Source organism: Rhodovulum sp. HP10, from assembly GCF_047553435.1.
Taxonomy (GTDB): domain Bacteria; phylum Pseudomonadota; class Alphaproteobacteria; order Rhodobacterales; family Rhodobacteraceae; genus Rhodovulum.
Genome location: NZ_CP180201.1, coordinates 1579104 through 1595418 on the forward strand (window position 1 = coordinate 1579104; position 16315 = coordinate 1595418).

At 66.7% G+C, this 16315-nt stretch carries 13 protein-coding genes; 8 read left to right on the forward strand and 5 right to left on the reverse strand.

The features are described 5' to 3' along the window. Positions 1–6: 6 nt before the first annotated feature. From ACK8CO_RS07270 to bchF, 4 genes are read right to left on the reverse strand one after another with little or no spacing between them, the layout of a single operon-like run. Positions 7–3585, reverse strand: a complete 3579-nt coding sequence (locus tag ACK8CO_RS07270) for a magnesium chelatase subunit H (protein ID WP_414898681.1) — start codon at positions 3583–3585, stop codon at positions 7–9. Next, positions 3575–5119, reverse strand: coding sequence for a ferredoxin:protochlorophyllide reductase (ATP-dependent) subunit B (gene bchB, locus ACK8CO_RS07275; RefSeq protein ID WP_414898682.1), 1545 nt, complete (start codon positions 5117–5119; stop codon positions 3575–3577). The genes ACK8CO_RS07270 and bchB overlap by 11 nt, the downstream gene beginning before the upstream one ends. Then, on the reverse strand, positions 5116–6405 hold the full coding sequence (locus ACK8CO_RS07280; RefSeq protein ID WP_414898683.1) for a ferredoxin:protochlorophyllide reductase (ATP-dependent) subunit N: 1290 nt from the start codon (positions 6403–6405) through the stop codon (positions 5116–5118). The genes bchB and ACK8CO_RS07280 overlap by 4 nt, the downstream gene beginning before the upstream one ends. Further along, positions 6402–6899, reverse strand: coding sequence for a 2-vinyl bacteriochlorophyllide hydratase (gene bchF / locus ACK8CO_RS07285; RefSeq protein WP_080615113.1), 498 nt, complete (start codon positions 6897–6899; stop codon positions 6402–6404). Before bchF ends, ACK8CO_RS07280 begins: the two co-directional genes overlap by 4 nt. Before the next feature lie 299 nt (positions 6900–7198). Between bchF and ACK8CO_RS07290 the strand changes: the two genes are divergently transcribed. The 6 genes from ACK8CO_RS07290 (at position 7199) to idi (ending at position 13446) form a co-directional block, all read left to right on the forward strand. Then, on the forward strand, positions 7199–8014 hold the full coding sequence (locus ACK8CO_RS07290; RefSeq protein ID WP_196774322.1) for a B12-binding domain-containing protein: 816 nt from the start codon (positions 7199–7201) through the stop codon (positions 8012–8014). A 34-nt stretch (positions 8015–8048) separates the two neighbouring features. Next, entirely contained in the window at positions 8049–9473 is a 1425-nt protein-coding gene (gene ppsR, locus ACK8CO_RS07295; RefSeq protein WP_414898684.1) for a transcriptional regulator PpsR, read from the forward strand. Positions 9474–9536: 63 nt separating this feature from the next. After that, positions 9537–10442: a chlorophyll synthase ChlG gene (gene chlG / locus ACK8CO_RS07300; RefSeq protein WP_080617921.1), complete on the forward strand. Its 906-nt coding sequence runs from the start codon at positions 9537–9539 to the stop codon at positions 10440–10442. Further along, a complete protein-coding gene (locus ACK8CO_RS07305) occupies positions 10442–11731 on the forward strand; it encodes a BCD family MFS transporter (protein ID WP_414898685.1) in 1290 nt (429 codons plus the stop codon). The genes chlG and ACK8CO_RS07305 overlap by 1 nt, the downstream gene beginning before the upstream one ends. A gap of 6 nt (positions 11732–11737) precedes the next feature. Beyond that, positions 11738–12919 (forward strand): geranylgeranyl diphosphate reductase, encoded by a 1182-nt coding sequence (locus tag ACK8CO_RS07310; protein ID WP_080615110.1) that lies wholly within the window; start codon positions 11738–11740, stop codon positions 12917–12919. Further along, positions 12916–13446 (forward strand): isopentenyl-diphosphate Delta-isomerase, encoded by a 531-nt coding sequence (gene idi / locus ACK8CO_RS07315; RefSeq protein WP_414898686.1) that lies wholly within the window; start codon positions 12916–12918, stop codon positions 13444–13446. Before ACK8CO_RS07310 ends, idi begins: the two co-directional genes overlap by 4 nt. A 49-nt stretch (positions 13447–13495) precedes the next feature. On the opposite strand, the gene ACK8CO_RS07320 is transcribed toward idi, so the two are convergent. Then, positions 13496–14455 (reverse strand): DUF808 domain-containing protein, encoded by a 960-nt coding sequence (locus ACK8CO_RS07320; RefSeq protein ID WP_080615108.1) that lies wholly within the window; start codon positions 14453–14455, stop codon positions 13496–13498. A 263-nt stretch (positions 14456–14718) separates the two neighbouring features. Between ACK8CO_RS07320 and ACK8CO_RS07325 the strand changes: the two genes are divergently transcribed. Together ACK8CO_RS07325 and ACK8CO_RS07330 are read left to right on the forward strand one after the other, a co-directional pair. After that, positions 14719–15525 carry a B12-binding domain-containing protein gene (locus ACK8CO_RS07325; protein ID WP_414898687.1) on the forward strand — a complete coding sequence of 269 codons (807 nt, stop codon included), beginning with the start codon at positions 14719–14721 and terminating at the stop codon, positions 15523–15525. 287 nt (positions 15526–15812) lie between these two features. Then, entirely contained in the window at positions 15813–16247 is a 435-nt protein-coding gene (locus ACK8CO_RS07330) for a MarR family winged helix-turn-helix transcriptional regulator (RefSeq protein WP_414898688.1), read from the forward strand. Positions 16248–16315: the final 68 nt, after the last annotated feature.

Consider the following 16315-nt stretch of genomic DNA (forward strand, 5'->3'; position numbering starts at 1 on the left):
CGCGGCTTATTCCGCCGCCACTATGCCTTCGAGCCGGTCTTCCAGTTCGTCGGCCGCCGCCTGAAGCGCGGCAAGAGTTTCGGCGTCGGGTTGCCAGTAATTGCGGTCATGGGCTTCGAGAAGGCGGTTCGCCATCCGGGCCGATGCCGCAGGGTTGAGGCTGGCCAGCCGTTTTCTCATGTCTTCGTCGAGGACGAAGGTTTCCGACAGCCGTTGATACACCCAAGGCTCCACCTGGCCGGTTGTCGCCGACCATCCGAGGGTGTTGGTGACCTGCGCCTCGATCTGGCGCACGCCTTCATGCCCGTGCCTGAGCATGCCTTCGAACCATTTCGGGTTGAGGCTGCGCGAGCGGGTCTCGAGCGCGACCTGGTCCTGAAGCGTGCGCACCTTGCCCTCGCCCCGGGTCTGATCGCCGATATAGACGGCCGCGTCCTGCCCGCCGCGGGCGCGTTTCACCGCCCGCGCGATGCCGCCCAGCGTGTCGAAATAGTGGTCGACCGTGGTCACGCCGAGTTCCACGCTTTCGAGGTTCTGATAGGCGACATCGACATCCTTCAGCGTCTGCTGAAGCAGCGCCGCATTGCCCCTGGACTTGCCGTCGCGCCCGTAGGCGAAGCTTTTCCGCGCCTCATAGGCATCGGCCAGCTCGTCCTCGTCGCCCCAGGCGCCGCTGTCGACCAGCCCGTTGACGTTCGAGCCATAGGCGCCCTCGGCATTCGAGAAGACCCGCAGCGCCGCGGTTTCCATGTCGACACCCATCTTCTCGGCATGGGCCAGCGAATGGGCACGGATGAAGTTCTGCTCGACCGGCTCATCGGCGGTGGCGGCCTTCCAGGCGGCCTCGGCCAGCATCCGGGTCTGCAGCGGCAGAAGATCGCGGAAGATGCCCGAAAGCGTCATCACCACATCGACCCGCGGCCGGCCGAGTTCATCCAGCGGCACCAGATCGGCGCCCGCCAGACGGCCGTAATTGTCAAAGCGCGGCTTCGCCCCCATCAGCGCCATGGCCTGGGCGATGGGGCCGCCATCGGATTTGATGTTGTCCGACCCCCACAGCACCATCGCCACCGAGCGCGGCAGGGTCGCATGGGCATCCAGAAGCTTCTGCGCCTGTTTCGCGCCTTCCAGCATCGCGAACTGGGTCGGCATCCGGAACGGGTCGAAGGCGTGGATGTTACGCCCCGTCGGCAGCACATCGGCCGAGCGGATCAGGTCGCCCCCGGGCACCGGCTTGATGTAGCGCCCGCCCAGCGCGCGCATGATCGCGGGCAGTTCGGTATCCTGCTGCAGCCAGTAATCGACCTTCTCGCGGGTCTCGGCATCGGTATCGGTCATCACCCGCAGATGCTCGGCCCGTTCCTCGGGCGTCGCCGTGCGGCCGACCACATGCAGCCCGTCGGGGATCAGCGCATCCTCGGTTTCCAGAAGCTTCAGCCAAAGCTGCTCGGGCGGGGTGCCGGTCATGTCGACGGCATCGGCCTGGGCCGCGATCAGCTCTTCCAGATCGGCCTGCTCGGGCGAGCCGGGCTCGGTCTGGCGCCAGCGGGTCAGGCTGTCCTTCAGTTCCTGCAGGCCCTTGTAAAGCCCCGAGGCCGCGAGCGGCGGCGTCAGGTGGGTGATCGTCACCGCGTTCGAGCGGCGCTTGGCCAGCGTCGCCTCGGAGGGGTTGTTCGAGGCATAGAGATAGACGTTCGGCATGTCGCCGATCAGCCGGTCGGGCCAGTCGCGGAAGCACATGCCCGCCTGCTTGCCCGGCATGAATTCCAGCGCGCCATGCATGCCGAAATGCAACAGCACATCGGCGCGGAAGCTGTTCTTGAGCCACAGATAGAAGGCGCTGAAGGCATGGGTCGGGGCAAAACCCTTCTCGAACAGAAGCCGCATCGGGTCGCCCTCGTAGCCGAAGGTCGGCTGCACGCCCACGAAGACATTGCCGAATTCGCGGCCCAGCACGAAGACGCCGCGCCCGTCCGAGCGGATCTTGCCCGGGGCCGGGCCCCAGACGGATTCGATCTCGGACAGCCATGGCGTGCCGCGCACCAGATCGTCGGCCGGCACATGGGCGGCGACGTTGCCCTCCTGGCCATAGGTCTTGGCATTGCCCTCGAGGATCGCCGTGCGCAGCTCGTCGACCGTGGCGGGCAGCGCACCGGTCTCGTAGCCCTCGGATTTCATCCGGTGGAGCGTGTTGAAGAGGCTCTCGAAGACCGACAGATAGGCGGCGGTGCCGATCGCGCCCGCATTCGGCGGGAAGCCGAAGAGGATGATGCCGACCTTGCGGCTTTCGGTTTCCGAGCGGCGCAGCCGGGCCAGCCGCTCGACCCGCGCGGCCAGCATCGCGACCCGTTCCGAACAGGCCGACATCTGCTTCGATTCGCCCTTGTGGCTGCAATCCTTCGGGCAGCCCTTGCAGCCCTCGGCGCCATGACGGCCGCCGAAGACGGTGGGCGAGATCGCCCCGTCCAGTTCCGGCAGCGCGATCAGCATGGTGGTCTCGACCGGACCGAGCCCGCCCGAGGAATCGCTCCATTGCCCCAGCGTCTGGAATTCCAGCGGATGGGCGGCCATGTAGGGCACGTCGAGCCCGCTCAGCACCTCGACTGCCGCGTCGCTGTCGTTATAGGCCGGACCGCCGATCAGGCTGAACCCGGTCAGCGAGACCAACGTATCGATATGCACGCTGTCTTCGCCGGTGAAATAGGCGGCGATGGCCGGCCGGGCATCGAGCCCGCCCGCGAAGGCGGCGATCACACGGATGCCGCGTTCCTCGAGTGCATGGATCACCGCGTCGTAATGGGCGGTATCAGAGGCGAGGATATAGGAGCGCATCAAAAGGATGCCGACCGTCGCCACCGGTGCCCCGGGCTGCGGCAGATCCTTGATGTCGGTGGTGATGCGATGCGGGATGTCGGGATGGTAAAGCCCGGTCTCGGGATATTCGATCGGGGCCTCGGAAGAGCCGCCGCGCCAGGAGGCGTCCTTGGCATAGCGCGAGATCAGAAAGCGCACCATCTGCTCGACATTGTCGTCGGACCCGCCCAGCCAGTATTGCATGACCAGGAACCAGGCGCGCAGATCCTGTGCCTTGCCCGGCAGATACTTCAACATCTTGGGCAGACGGCGCAGCATGGCCATCTGCTTCTCGCCGCCGGTCTTGAGCTGGCCATTGTCGTCCCGGGTATTGCCGCGCAGCTTCTTCAGAAGCTTCATCGGCCCCGAGGCGGGCTTGGACATGTCCAGATCGCCCATCCGGGTCAGTTGCACGATCTGCTTGTCGGCGATGATGCCGATCATCGCGTCGCAATCGTCGCGCCGGGCCTTCAGCTCGGGCAGGATCGCGTTGATATGCTCCTCGATGAACAGAAGGTTCACCAGGATGATGTCGGCATTCAGAACGTCATCCTTGGCCCGAACCAGCTCGCCCGGGTTTTCCGACCAGGTCGCGGCGGCATGAACCGTCACCCGAAGCCCGGGGAAATCCTCGGCAAGACGCTCGGTCACCCGCTCGCAAGGACCCGCCGAATGCGAATCCAGCGTGACGATGACTACTCGATACCCTGGGTAATGACGTTCATCGCGCATAATGGGCCTTCGCCTCGTACAAGGTTTCGACACTGATCTCGTGCACGCCCTTCTCGAGCGCGAACTTCTCGGTATTGCGTTTGGCCTTGCCGCGGACAAAGAACGGGATCTTCTTCAGTTCCTTTTCGGCCGCGCTCAACCAGACGATCTCGCCCTCGGCCGGGGCCGCCGCGGCGGCCGCTTCCTGATCGGCATCCGGTTCGGCCTCGATCGCCCTGGCCTTGGCCGCACCGCCATGATGCGAGGCGCCGGCATCGTCGTGGAACTCGAAATCCTCGCGGAACATGTGCAGAAGGTGTTCCTCGAGCCCCATCACCAGCGGATGGACCAACGTGTCGAAGATCACGTTGGCGCCCTCCCAACCCATCTGCGGGCTGTAGCGGGCGGGGAAGTCCTGAACATGCACGGGCGCCGAGATCACGGCGCAGGGAATGCCCAGCCGCTTGCCGATATGACGCTCCATCTGGGTGCCGAGGATCATCTCGGGGGCCAGCGCCTCGATGGTCTGTTCGACCTCGAGATAATCGTCGCTGATCAGCGCCTCGACGCCGAACTCCTTGGCGAGCTTGCGGATATCGCGGGCAAATTCGCGGTTGTAGCACCCGAGCCCGACCACCTCGAAGCCCATCTCGTCGCGCGCGACCCGGGCCATGGCCTTCACATGGGTGGCATCGCCGAACAGGAAGACACGCTTGCCGGTCAGGTAGGTCGAGTCGACCGATTGCGAATACCAGGGCATCCTGAGGCGGGCATCGTCGGCCTTCGGCTCGACGCCCGCGATCCCGGCCACCTCGGCGATGAAATCGCGGGTCGCGCCGACGCCGATCGGCACCGTCTTGGTATAGGGCTGGCCGAGCGTCTTCTCCATCCAGCGCGCCGCGGTCTCGGCATGCTCGGGATACATCAGCACGTTGAAATGCGCGGCCCCCATCCGGGCGATATCGGCGGGCGTGGCGTCCATCGGCGCGACCACATTGACCGAGATGCCCATTTCCTCCAGCAGCGCCGTCACCTCGGTGATGTCGTCGCGATGGCGGAAGCCGAGCCCCACCGGCCCGATCAGGTTGGCCGAGACATGGGCCGTGCGCTCCATCGGGCGCGCGATGGCCTTGACGATCTGGTAGAAGGTCTCGTCCGAGCCGAAATTCTCCTTGCGCTGATAGCTCGGCAGATCCAGCGGGATCACCGGGATGCCCAGATCCAGCGTCGCGGCCATGCCCTCGGGGTCATCCTGGATCAGCTCGGCGGTGCAGGACGAGCCCACGATCATCGCCTGCGGCTGGAACCGGTCGAAGGCATCGTGCAGCGCGGTCTTGAACAGATTCGCCGTGTCCGCCCCCAGATCGCGCGCCTGGAAGGTGGTGTAGCTGACCGGCGGGCGATGGTTGCGCCGCTCGATCATGGTGAACAGCAGGTCGGCATAGGTGTCGCCCTGCGGCGCGTGCAGCACGTAATGCAGCCCCTTCATCGCGGTCGCGACGCGCATCGCGCCGACATGGGGCGGGCCTTCATAGGTCCAGACGGTCAGCTTCATGCCGCGCCCTCCAGCCCGGCCAGAATGGCGCGACGACGCACCGGACGGGCAAAGAGACCGGCCAGATCGCCGGCCTGTTCGTAGAAATGAACCGGGGTGAAGACGAGCTCGATGGCCCATTTCGTCGTCAGGCCCTGGGCCTCGAGCGGGTTTGCCAGCCCCAGCCCGCAGACCGTCAGGTCGGGCCGGGCGGCGCGGCAGCGGTCGAGCTGCAGATCGACATCCTGGCCTTCCGCGATCACCGGGCCTTCGGCCAGCAGATCGAGATCGGGACCGACGATCTGCTTGTTGATGAAGGGGGCGCCCACCTCGACGGCCCGCATCCCGCATTCGCGGGTCAGGAAGCGCGCCAGCGGAATTTCCAGCTGGCTGTCGGGGAAGAAGAAGATCGACTTGCCGTCCAGGGTCTCGGCGGCGGCGGCGACGGCCTTGCGCGCCCGGGCGCGGGGCGCCTCGGTGACCCTCTCGAAGGTGTCGGGCGAGACGCCGAATTCCTGCGCCACGGCCCAGAGCCAGGCGGTGGTGCCCTCTTCGCCGAAGGGGAAGGGCGCGGAGAGGATACGCGCGCCACGCCGCTCCAGATGGGCGGCGGTCTCGTTCAGGAAGGGCTGGGTCAGGGCCACGACCGTGTTCGGCCCGACGCCGGGGGTCTCGGCGGCACGATGGGCAGGCAGGCAGCGGACGGGCTTGACGCCCATCGCCCCGAGCAGGCTCAGCGCCTGATCCTCGACCACATCGGGCAGGGCGCCGACCATCAGCAGCTGGCGCTCGTCGGTTGCGGGCAGGGTCGGCACCATGGTCGCGAGGCAGGCATCCTCACCCTCGGTGAAGGTCGTCTCGATGCCCGAGCCGGAATAGTTCATCACCCGCACATGCGGCGCATGACGCTCGGTCAGCCGTTCGGCCGCGCGGTGCAGGTCGAGCTTGATCACCTCGGACGGGCAGGAGCCCACGAGAAACAGCTGCTTGATATCGGGACGGCGCGCCAGCAGCCGGTCGACCTCGCGGTCGAGCTCGGTATTGGCGTCGGCCAGCCCCGCCAGATCCTTTTCCTCGAGGATCGCGGTGCCGAAACGCGGCTCGGCGAAGATCATCACGCCGGCAGCCGATTGCAGCAGATGCGCACAGGTGCGCGAGCCGACGACGAGGAAGAAGGCGTCCTGCATCTTGCGATGCAGCCAGATGATGCCGGTCAGACCGCAGAACACCTCACGCTGGCCGCGTTCCTTCAGGACGGGCGCGTTGCGGCATCCGGCGGCCGGAGGGACTGGGGCGAATCCGGTCATGCAGAGACCTCCGAGGCCTCGCCCTGCAGGCGGGCCATGCGCAGCTTCCAAAGGAACTGCCCGGCATTGACGACATAGGCGGCATAGGCAGCCAGCGCGATCAGCATCTGCCCGGTCGGCCCGACCGACCCGCTCAGCACCGTCCAGAGATAGAGCGTGTGCAGCGAGATCACCGCCATCGAGAACACGTCTTCCCAGAAGAAAGCGGGCGCGAACAGGTACTTGCCGAAGACGACCTTTTCCCAGATCGCCCCGGTGACCATGATGGTGTAAAGCACGAAAGTCTTGATCACGATCGAGATCGTGGCGGCCTCGTAGCCCGCTCCGGTCGCAAGGTACCGCAGCACGAGCACCAGCGAGACCAGGAAGACCAGGAACTGCAACGGCGCAAGCACGCCCTGCACGAGGGTCCATTTCGTTTCGTCGCGACGGCGACGTTCTTCCGGCGTATAGAGTTGGACCGGCCTGACGGCGGTTCCCACGTGTTCCGGCATCCTCCGACTCCCTGACAGACGGTGGCTTGGGCCTCAAGTTAGACCTGCGACGCAGAAAGTGTCAATTGTAATTTACACTCTCTCCGTTTACACTGATCTCGATCCAAGGGATGTAAAGGGCTTGGTGCAGGCCTGAAAAGTCAATATATTTCATAGGACTTACCTGCGCCTCCTTGATTCCTCCGGCCATGAGGGCAAACAAGTGTCAATTGACTTTGACAACGCTGGACAGTCCCGGAGCCCCGCCGCGGCGCGGTCTTCTCGAATCCGCCGGGCCCGCGCTGGCCGGGGGCCCTGTCATGGCTGAACCTCAGAAGTCGATAGCACCGCGCGCCCAGGCAGGTCCGCAGACAGCGCGCCACGGCGATGTCGAGACCCTGGCGGCCCAGGTGCTCTCGGCGCTGGCGCATCGCTCCGGCAGCGGGGACGCGGCGCTCGACCCCGCGCTGCTGGCCGAGTTCTGCGCCGACCTGCTGGGCGGCGACCGCTCGATCGGAACCCGGTCTCTGGCCACGCTCCGGCGCCGCGGCACTCCCCCCACTGCCATCATCGACGGCTATATCCCCGCCGCGGCCCGCGAACTGGGCGAGCGCTGGCTCAGCGACGACCTCAGCTTTGCCGATGTCACCATCGGCGCAGCCCGGTTGCAGGCGATGCTGCGCGAGCTGGGCGCGGCCAATGCCGCCGACATGCTGGCCGCCTCCGACGCGCCCAATGTGCTGATGATCGTGCCGCATGAGGAATATCACACGCTCGGCGGCATGACCGCCGCGAACCAGATGCGGCGGATGGGCGCCTCGGTCTGCCTCGCGCTCGGCCAGACCGAGGAGGAAATCCTGCAAAAAGCCATGGCACGGAAGTTCGATCTGGTTGCGATTTCGGTATCCTGTCGTCAAAAGCTCGATTCGGCGCGTCGGCTTGTCTCTGCCCTGCACCGGGTTCTGGGCAACGAGGTCCCTGTCGTGATCGGCGGCCGGGTCGCCGACGGGGCCGATGATATCTGTGCCCTGACCGGGGCGGATGCCGTGACGTCGGATGCGCATGAAGCGCTTCGCCTCTGCCGGACAGGGGCTCTGCGGGCGCCGGGCGCCGCGCGGACAGGACAGGACCAGTGACGGGGAGGCGGCCGGACCGGCCGTATATGGACGCGTGACGTCAAGGGGCAGCAAATACTGGAACAGCGGCGCGATTCCCCTGATCGCGCCCGAGATGCTGGGCGAGATCATCGCCACGGCCAGCGATATCGCGCTCGTGATCTCGCCCGAGGGCCGGATCCTGTCGGTGATGGTCAACAAGGACCATCACGCTCATGGCCGGATCGATCACTGGGACGGCCGCGACATCCGCGACGTTCTGACCCCGGACAGCCGTCCCAAGCTCGAGGCGCGGCTCGAGCTGTTCGCACAGGGGGGCGACATCGCCAGGCCGGTCGAACTGAACCATGCCGATGGCGAGGGCTGGTCCTTTCCGGTGCGCTATTCCTTCCATGCCATCGGGCCCGACGGCAGCACGCTTCTGATGCTGGGCCGCGACCTGCGCCCCATCGCCGAGATGCAGATGCAGCTCATCGAGGCGCAGATGGCGCTCGAACGCGATTACGAGACCCAGCGCGAATATGACACCCGCTACCGCGTTCTCACCGAAGCCACCCGCGACGCCTTCGTCTTCATCGGCACCAGGTCGGGCCGGGTGGTCGATGCCAATCCCGTGGCCTGCGATCTTCTGGATGTCGAGCGGACCGAGCTGATCGGCAATGCCTTCGCCCAGGAATTCGAGGGCCGGCGCCGCGCCGAATTCCTCGAGGCGCTGACCCGCGCGACGATGTCGCCCGAAGCGCATCCGATCGCGCTAGAGACCCGCCGCAGCCGGATCCGGATCCAGCTGCATCCGATCGCCTTCCGCGCCGCGGGCGAACCGCTGATCCTGTGCCGGCTCGATCCCGCCGAAGAATCCGAGCCGAATGGCGGCGAGATGGGCGAGACGCTCCTGGCCTTCTACCGTCAGGGCGTCGACGCGCTGGTCTTCACCGACCCGCAGGGCGTGATTCTCGCGGCCAATGACAGCTTCCTCGGGCTGGCCGACGCGCCCCATGCGGGCGCGGTCAAGGGCCGCTCGCTTGGCGACTACCTGGTGCGCGGCAGCGTCGATCTGAGGGTGCTGGTGGAAAACGCCACCCGCAGCGGTCAGATGCGGATGTTCGCCACCAAGCTGTCGGGCGAATACGGCACCCAGGTCTCGGTCGAGATCTCGGCCACCTATCTCAAGGAGCAGGCCAGCCCCTGCATCGTCTTCGTGATCCGCGATGCCAGCCGCATGGAGAGCGTGCGCAAGCCCGGCGTCGCCGTCTCGGATGACGCGATGCGCTCGGTGATGGAACTGGTGGGCTCGGCCAACCTCAAGGACATCGTCGCCGAGACCACCGATGTGGTCGAGAAGATGTGCATCGAGACCGCCGTCGAGCTGACGCGCAACAACCGCGTCGCCGCCGCCGAAATGCTGGGGCTCTCGCGGCAGAGCCTTTACGTGAAGCTCCGGAAATACGGGCTGTTGAACAGAGACGGGGGCGATCACTGACGCCGCCCCCGGGGGAAGGAAGACGTGCCCGCTGCGCCGGGCCAGGAGAGCCTGCAAGACGACATGACCGACATTTCCAACATGCCGAACCGGCGCCTGCCGGAACCCGCCGCCATGGTGACGCTGATCAAGCCGATCACGTGGTTTCCCCCGATGTGGGCCTATCTCTGCGGAACCGTGTCCTCGGGGGTGTCGCCGCTGTCGAAGCCGGGCCTCGTGCTGCTGGGCATCGTGCTGGCGGGCCCCGTCGTCTGCGGCATGAGCCAGGCGGCGAATGACTGGTGCGACCGGCATGTCGACGCGATCAACGAGCCCTATCGCCCGATCCCCTCGGGCCGCATTCCGGGCCGCTGGGGCTTCTACATCGCCTGCATCATGTCGCTTCTGGCGCTGGTGATCGGCTGGCAGCTTGGCCCCTGGGGCTTTGTCGCCACCATACTCGGCGTTGCCGCGGCCTGGGCCTATTCAGCCGAACCGGTCCGGCTGAAGAAATCGGGCTGGTGGGGGCCCGGGCTCGTGGGCATCTCCTATGAAACGCTGCCCTGGTTCACCGGCGCGGCGGTGCTGTCGGCGGGCGCGCCCTCGATCTATGTGGTCGTGATCGCGCTGCTTTACGGCATCGGCGCCCATGGCATCATGACGCTGAACGATTTCAAGGCGCTGGAAGGCGACCGCCAGATGGGCGTGAACTCGCTGCCCGTCACCATGGGCCCGGAAAAGGCCGCCTGGGTCGCCTCGGTAGTGATGGCGGTGCCGCAGGCGGTGGTGATCGCGCTACTGGTCCTGTGGGACCGGCCGTTCCACGCGGCGGGCGTGACCGCCGTGTTGCTGGTGCAGTTCTGGGCGATGTCGGTGATGATGAAGGACCCCAAGGGCAAGGCGCCCTGGTATAACGGCGTCGGCGTCGTGCTGTATGTGTCCGGCATGATGATCTCGGCCTTCGCGATCCGCTCGCTCGGAGGCGCGTGATGACGCTGAGCTGGCTGCAGATCGTCCGGCTGGGCTTGGTGCAGATGTGCCTGGGCTCGGTGGTGGTGCTGACCTCCTCCACCCTGAACCGGCTGATGGTGGTCGAGCTGGCGCTTCCGGCGGTGCTGCCGGGGCTTCTGGTGGCGCTCCATTACGCGATCCAGATCACCCGGCCGAGCTGGGGCTTCCTGTCGGACACGCGCGGCCAGCGCACCCGCTTCATCATTCTGGGCATGATCATCCTGGCGCTGGGTGGCTATCTCGCCGCGACCGGCGTCGTGGTGATGGAAAACCACTATGGGCCGGGGCTTGCGCTTTCGATCCTCGCCTATGCGCTGATCGGCATCGGCGTCGCAGCCTGCGGCACCTCGCTGCTGGCGCTCCTGGCCACCGCCACCGCGCCCGAGCGGCGCGCCGCCGCCGCCACCATCACCTGGCTGATGATGATCGCGGGCATCGGCATCACCGCCAGTCTGATCGGCGCTTTCCTCGACCCCTATACGCCTGCGCTCCTGCTGGAAATCGTGACCGTGGTCACCCTGGGCGCGGTCGTTCTCACGACGCTGGCGGTCTGGGGCATCGAGAAGCGCGTCGTCACCCATCGTGAGCCCGACGAGATGCCGTTCTGGAAGGGCATCGGCGAGGTCTGGGCCGAGCCCCGCGCCCGCATCTTCACGCTGTTCGTGTTCCTGTCGATGGTCGCCTATTTCATGCAGGAACTCATTCTCGAGCCCTTCTCGGGCCTCGTCTTCGAATTCACGCCGGGCCAGTCGACCTCGCTGTCGGGCGCCCAGCATGGCGGCATCTTCCTCGGCATGGTCGTGGTCGGCATCGGCAGCTCGGTCCTGCGGATCTGGGCCCTGCGAAGCTGGGTGATCCTCGGCTGTCTCGGCTCGGCCGTGGCGCTGGCCAGCATCGCGGCACTCGGACATTTCGGCCCGCATCTGCCGCTGACGCCGGCCGTGGTGCTGATGGGCTTCTTCAACGGCATCTTCACCGTCGCCGCCATCGGCGCGATGATGGCGCTTGCGGGAGAGGGCCGCGACGGGCGCGAGGGCACGCGGATGGGGCTCTGGGGCGCAGCGCAGGCCATCGCCGCGGGCTTCGGCGGCCTCATCGGCGCCGCTGCCGCCGACGGTTTGCGCCAGATCATGGACGACGCACCCGCTTTTGGCGTGGTGTTCCTGACCGAAGCGATCCTCTTCCTGGCCGCTGCTGCAATGGCCCTGAGGATCATGGATGGACATCGACCCACAACGGAAAATTCAGGTCTTGTGCCAGGGGAGTAAGACAAGATGATCTATGACGTTGTTGTCGTCGGAGGCGGCCCCGCCGGGGCTACGGCCGCCGAGGACCTCGCCCGTTCGGGCAAGAAAGTCGCGCTGCTGGACCGCGAGGGCCGCATCAAGCCCTGCGGCGGCGCGATCCCGCCGCGGCTGATGCGCGATTTCAACATCGCCGACGAACAGCTCGTGGCCAAGATAGACACCGCGCGGATGATCTCGCCCTCGGGCCGTTTCGTCGACATCCCGATCGAGAACGGTTTCGTCGGCATGGTCGACCGCAAGGATTTCGACCCGTTCCTGCGCGCCCGCGCCGAACGCGCCGGCGCCACCCGCTTTACCGGCACCTTCCTCCGGATCGAGCGCGAAGAGGAAAAGACCTTCCTCGTCTTCCGCGACAAGCAATCGAAGGAAGAGGTCAGGCTCCAGACGAAATTCGTCATCGGCGCCGACGGAGCGCGCTCGGACGTCGCCCGCGCCGAGGTGCCCGGCGGCGACAAGATCCCCTATGTGATCGCCTATCACGAGATCATCGACGCGCCGATGGCGGTGGGCAACTACGCCCCCAACCGCTGCGACGTGATCTATGACGGCCGGATCAGCCCCGATTTCTACGGCTGGGTCTTCCCGCACGGGCATACCTGCTCGGTCGGCATGGGCACCGGGGTCGACGGCTTCGATCTGAAACAGGCCACCGCCGATCTGCGCAGGATGGCGGGGCTCGATCAGGCCGAGACGATCCGCAAGGAAGGCGCGCCGATCCCGCTTCGTCCGATGGACAAGTGGGACAATGGCCGCGATGTCGTGGTGGTGGGCGATGCCGCGGGCACCGTGGCGCCCAGCTCGGGCGAGGGCATCTATTACGCGATGTATGGCGGGCGCGTCGGCGCCGCGGCGGTCTCGGCGGCGCTGGCCTCGGGCCGGGCCTCGGATCTGAAGCTTGCCCGGCAGATGTTCATGAAGGACCACAAGAACACCTACAAGGCGCTGCAGGCGATGCAGGACGCCTATTACCACAGCGACGAACGGCGCGAACGCTTCGTGTCGCTCTGCCACGACGTGGACGTGCAGACGCTGACCTTCGAATCCTACATGAACAAGAAGCTGACCAGGAAACGCCCGCTTGCCCATATCAAGATCGGCATCAAGAACGTCGCCCACCTGACGGGCCTCGTCTCGCCGCAATACACATGAGCGAAATGATCCCGGCCTGGGTGAACGGCGAGCTGACCCCCGTCGAGAAGCTGGAGGCCCACCAGAAGGGCCTCCGCCACAAGGCGATCTCGGTCTTCGTGATGGATGGCGACCGCGTGCTGATCCAGCGCCGGGCGCTGGGCAAGTATCACACGCCCGGCTTCTGGGCGAATACCTGCTGCACACATCCGCGCTGGGACGAGGACTCCAAGACCTGCGCCAACCGGCGGCTGGCCGAAGAGCTGGGCATCACCGGCCTGACGCTCGAGTTCCGCGAGCAGGTCGAATACCGCGCCGAGGTCGGAAACGGGCTGATCGAGCATGAGCTGGTCGACATCTTCATCGCCGAAGCGGGGCCGGAGCTGACATGGGATCTGAACCCTGACGAGGTAATGGATGCCCGCTGGATCGCGCTGGACGATCTGGCGCGCGAGGCCCGCGAGACCGAGGGCGTCTACACGCCCTGGCTGCGGATCTACCTGGACAAGCACAGCGACGCTATCTTTGGCGCGCTGGCTTCGGCCTGAGCGACCGGACCGGACCGGGGCGTGCAGGCGCGCATCCCGGTCCCCGCGCCTATCCCTTCCGGAAGAAAAGCCCTGCCGCCGGCAGGATCGCATGCTGGATGACAGGGACCAGCACCAGCCCGACGACAATCCCGACCACACCGTCCAGCGCCGCCGTCACCGTCCATTCGACGGCGCCGCCAAGCGACAGCACCGAGGCCGCCGCGACGGCGACGTGGTGGATCAGCTCCTGCGGCATGTGCCAGCCCAGCTGATGCGCGCCATGGACCAGGATCGAGCCCCCGACCCAGATCATCGCCGCCGTGCCCACCACCAGCAGCAGCGTCATCACCTTCGGCATCGCCCGCACGATGCCCACGCCCAGGCTGCGGGTCGCGGCCAGCCGGCCCTTCTCGGCCATCGCCAGCCCGATATCGTCGGCCTTCACGATCAGCCCGACCGCGCCATAGACCACGACGGTGATCAGCGCCCCCGCCAGCGCCATCGCCCCGGCCTCCATCCACAGGGTCATGTGCTCGGGCATCGCCGCCAGTATGATCGTCATGATCTCGGCCGAGAGGATGAAATCGGTCTTGATCGCCCCCCTGACCTTGGCCTCTTCCAGGCGCGCCGCCGAGAGCGGCAGGTCGGACCCGGCCTCTGCATGTGCCTCATGCGGGCCCAGCGCATGCAGCACCTTCTCGACTCCCTCGAAGCACAGATAACAGCCGCCCAGCATCAATAGCGGCGCGATCGCCCAGGGCGCGAATTGCGACAGCAGCAGCGCGAGCGGAAGCAGAATCACCAGCTTGTTGAACAGCGACCCGCGGGCGATGCTCCAGACGATGGGCAATTCCCGCGCCGGACTGAACCCGCGAAGGTATTTCGGCGTCACCGCCGCATCGTCGATCACCGCCCCTGCCGCCTTGGACGACGCCTTCACCGCCTGTCCCACCACGTCGTCGACCGATGCCGAGGCCACCTTGGCGATCGCCGCCACATCGTCGAGCAGTGCCAGTAATCCACTCATTCTCTTCGCCTGCCCCGCCTCTTGTCCCTGCACCCTGCGAGGCGACAATAGCGCGCCGCCGCGTCGCGGCAAAGGCCGGGCCGCATCTTGCGCCGCGCTGTCAGTAAGGCCGGAGATGCACGGTCCGAAACCGCCAACTGCCCCTCATGGCTAAGTTTCTCATTGACGCAACTGCCTCCATTGTCGTTGACTTTAACAAAGACTAATAACAACCGAGACGCGATCTTCCGAGATCACATACCGGGACGATCAGGGAGAATTCCATGGACTCCGACCAGCGCCAGCCGGCCGAATCCTTTCCCGTGCCGATCGGCAACGTGATCTGCGGCCCCCTGCCCGAAGCCAGTCTGCGCTCCATCGCCCAGGAGGCGCTGATGCGCGTCGCGCGCCTGCCCGCCCGACAGGCGCCCCTGCCCGAGCCGCCCACGCCCGCCGAGATCGAGGCGCTGTGCGCCGCACTCGCGACCGGCAGCCTCGAACAGGCGCGCGGGATAATCGACGACCATATCGCCCGGAGGCGCGACAAGGCCTGGATAGCCGAGGGCCTGCTGCCCGAGGCCGCGCGGCTGATGGGGCGGCGCTGGGAAAGTGACGAGGTCAGCTTCATCGAGGTCGGTCAGGCGGTCGGCCGCCTGCAGCGTCTGTTGCGAGAGCTCCGCGCCGAAGCCGGCCCCCGCCCGCGCGGCCTGATACGGCGCGCGATCTTCGCCACGCCCGAGACCGAGACGCACACCTTTGGCGTGATCGTCGCCGCCGACGCCTTCCGTGAACGGGGCTGGGAAATCGATCTGTCGCTGTCCGAGACGCCGGACCGGCTGGTCGCCGATCTCACCCGGTCGCAGGTGCCGCTGCTGGGCCTGTCCGCCTCCAGCCGCCGCTCGGCGACGCCGCTGATCCAGTTGCTGGCCGAGCTCCGGACCGCGCTCCCGAAACTCCGGGTGATGCTCTGCGGAACGATCCTCTCGACCAATCCCGAACTGGCCCGCCAGATCCCCGCCGACGAACGCGCCGCCGATCTGGGCAGCGCGCTCCTGGCCGCCGACCGGCTGCTGCTCGACAGCGACGCCTGAGCAGTCGTGAGCGCCCCGTCCTGCGCAGTGCGGCGCCCTCGACAACAGGCGGAACCGGCGGCGGCAATGCAGCAGGGGCGGGTCGCGATCCGGTCTCGGGCGGTCGGACAGCGCCTCCGCGCCGCGCCCGCGGTCAAAACGGCGCAGCGTCACGGGGCAGGGTTCGGGCTGGCATATTGACGAAGCCCTCCCTGCCGGGCAGCGTCGGATCTCAGCAAGGGGGCTATTCTCAGTTTGAAAGCGGGATGGGAACGTCGCGGGATTCGTCGCCATCAGCCGGACCCGAGATGACCGGGGGACAGCTGGACGCCTTCGCCATAAGCGACTTCGCTGCGGCCGTTCTGATGGAACGGATCGTGCGCGGGGCCTATGAGACGAAAAACTCGAGCGAGATCCAGCCGCTGCAATGGTCGATCCTGCGCTATCTCGACCGCTGCGCCGAGGACCGCTGCACGCTGACCCTGATCACGGGCTTTCTCGGCCTGACCCATGCGCCGGTCAGCCGGGCGGTCAGGACCATGCGCGACCGCGGCCTGGTGCGCCAGCGCAGCCATCCGCGAGACGCCCGCAGCACGATCATCTCGCTGACCGATGCGGGCCGGGACGCGCTGGAACTCGACCCGATCCGAAAGATCGCGCTTCTGGTCTGCACGCTTCCCGATGCGGACCGCAGCGCGATCAAGCGCGCCCTGCGCTCGATCTCGGTCGACCTCTCCTCCTGAGAACCGCCAATACCGTCGGGCACGACGGGACCGCCGGGCGACGGAAGCTCTTCCCACATCTGCCGGGC

Excerpts from the sequence above, each read along its gene's own strand:
- ACK8CO_RS07270 (WP_414898681.1), bottom strand. The coding sequence starts at position 3,585 with ATGCGCGATGAACGTCATTACCCAGGGTATCGAGTAGTCATCGTCACG.
- bchB (WP_414898682.1), bottom strand. The coding sequence starts at position 5,119 with ATGAAGCTGACCGTCTGGACCTATGAAGGCCCGCCCCATGTCGGCGCG.
- ACK8CO_RS07280 (WP_414898683.1), bottom strand. The coding sequence starts at position 6,405 with ATGACCGGATTCGCCCCAGTCCCTCCGGCCGCCGGATGCCGCAACGCG.
- bchF (WP_080615113.1), bottom strand. The coding sequence starts at position 6,899 with ATGCCGGAACACGTGGGAACCGCCGTCAGGCCGGTCCAACTCTATACG.
- ACK8CO_RS07290 (WP_196774322.1), top strand. The coding sequence starts at position 7,199 with ATGGCTGAACCTCAGAAGTCGATAGCACCGCGCGCCCAGGCAGGTCCG.
- chlG (WP_080617921.1), top strand. The coding sequence starts at position 9,537 with ATGACCGACATTTCCAACATGCCGAACCGGCGCCTGCCGGAACCCGCC.
- ACK8CO_RS07305 (WP_414898685.1), top strand. The coding sequence starts at position 10,442 with ATGACGCTGAGCTGGCTGCAGATCGTCCGGCTGGGCTTGGTGCAGATG.
- ACK8CO_RS07310 (WP_080615110.1), top strand. The coding sequence starts at position 11,738 with ATGATCTATGACGTTGTTGTCGTCGGAGGCGGCCCCGCCGGGGCTACG.
- idi (WP_414898686.1), top strand. The coding sequence starts at position 12,916 with ATGAGCGAAATGATCCCGGCCTGGGTGAACGGCGAGCTGACCCCCGTC.
- ACK8CO_RS07320 (WP_080615108.1), bottom strand. The coding sequence starts at position 14,455 with ATGAGTGGATTACTGGCACTGCTCGACGATGTGGCGGCGATCGCCAAG.
- ACK8CO_RS07325 (WP_414898687.1), top strand. The coding sequence starts at position 14,719 with ATGGACTCCGACCAGCGCCAGCCGGCCGAATCCTTTCCCGTGCCGATC.
- ACK8CO_RS07330 (WP_414898688.1), top strand. The coding sequence starts at position 15,813 with ATGACCGGGGGACAGCTGGACGCCTTCGCCATAAGCGACTTCGCTGCG.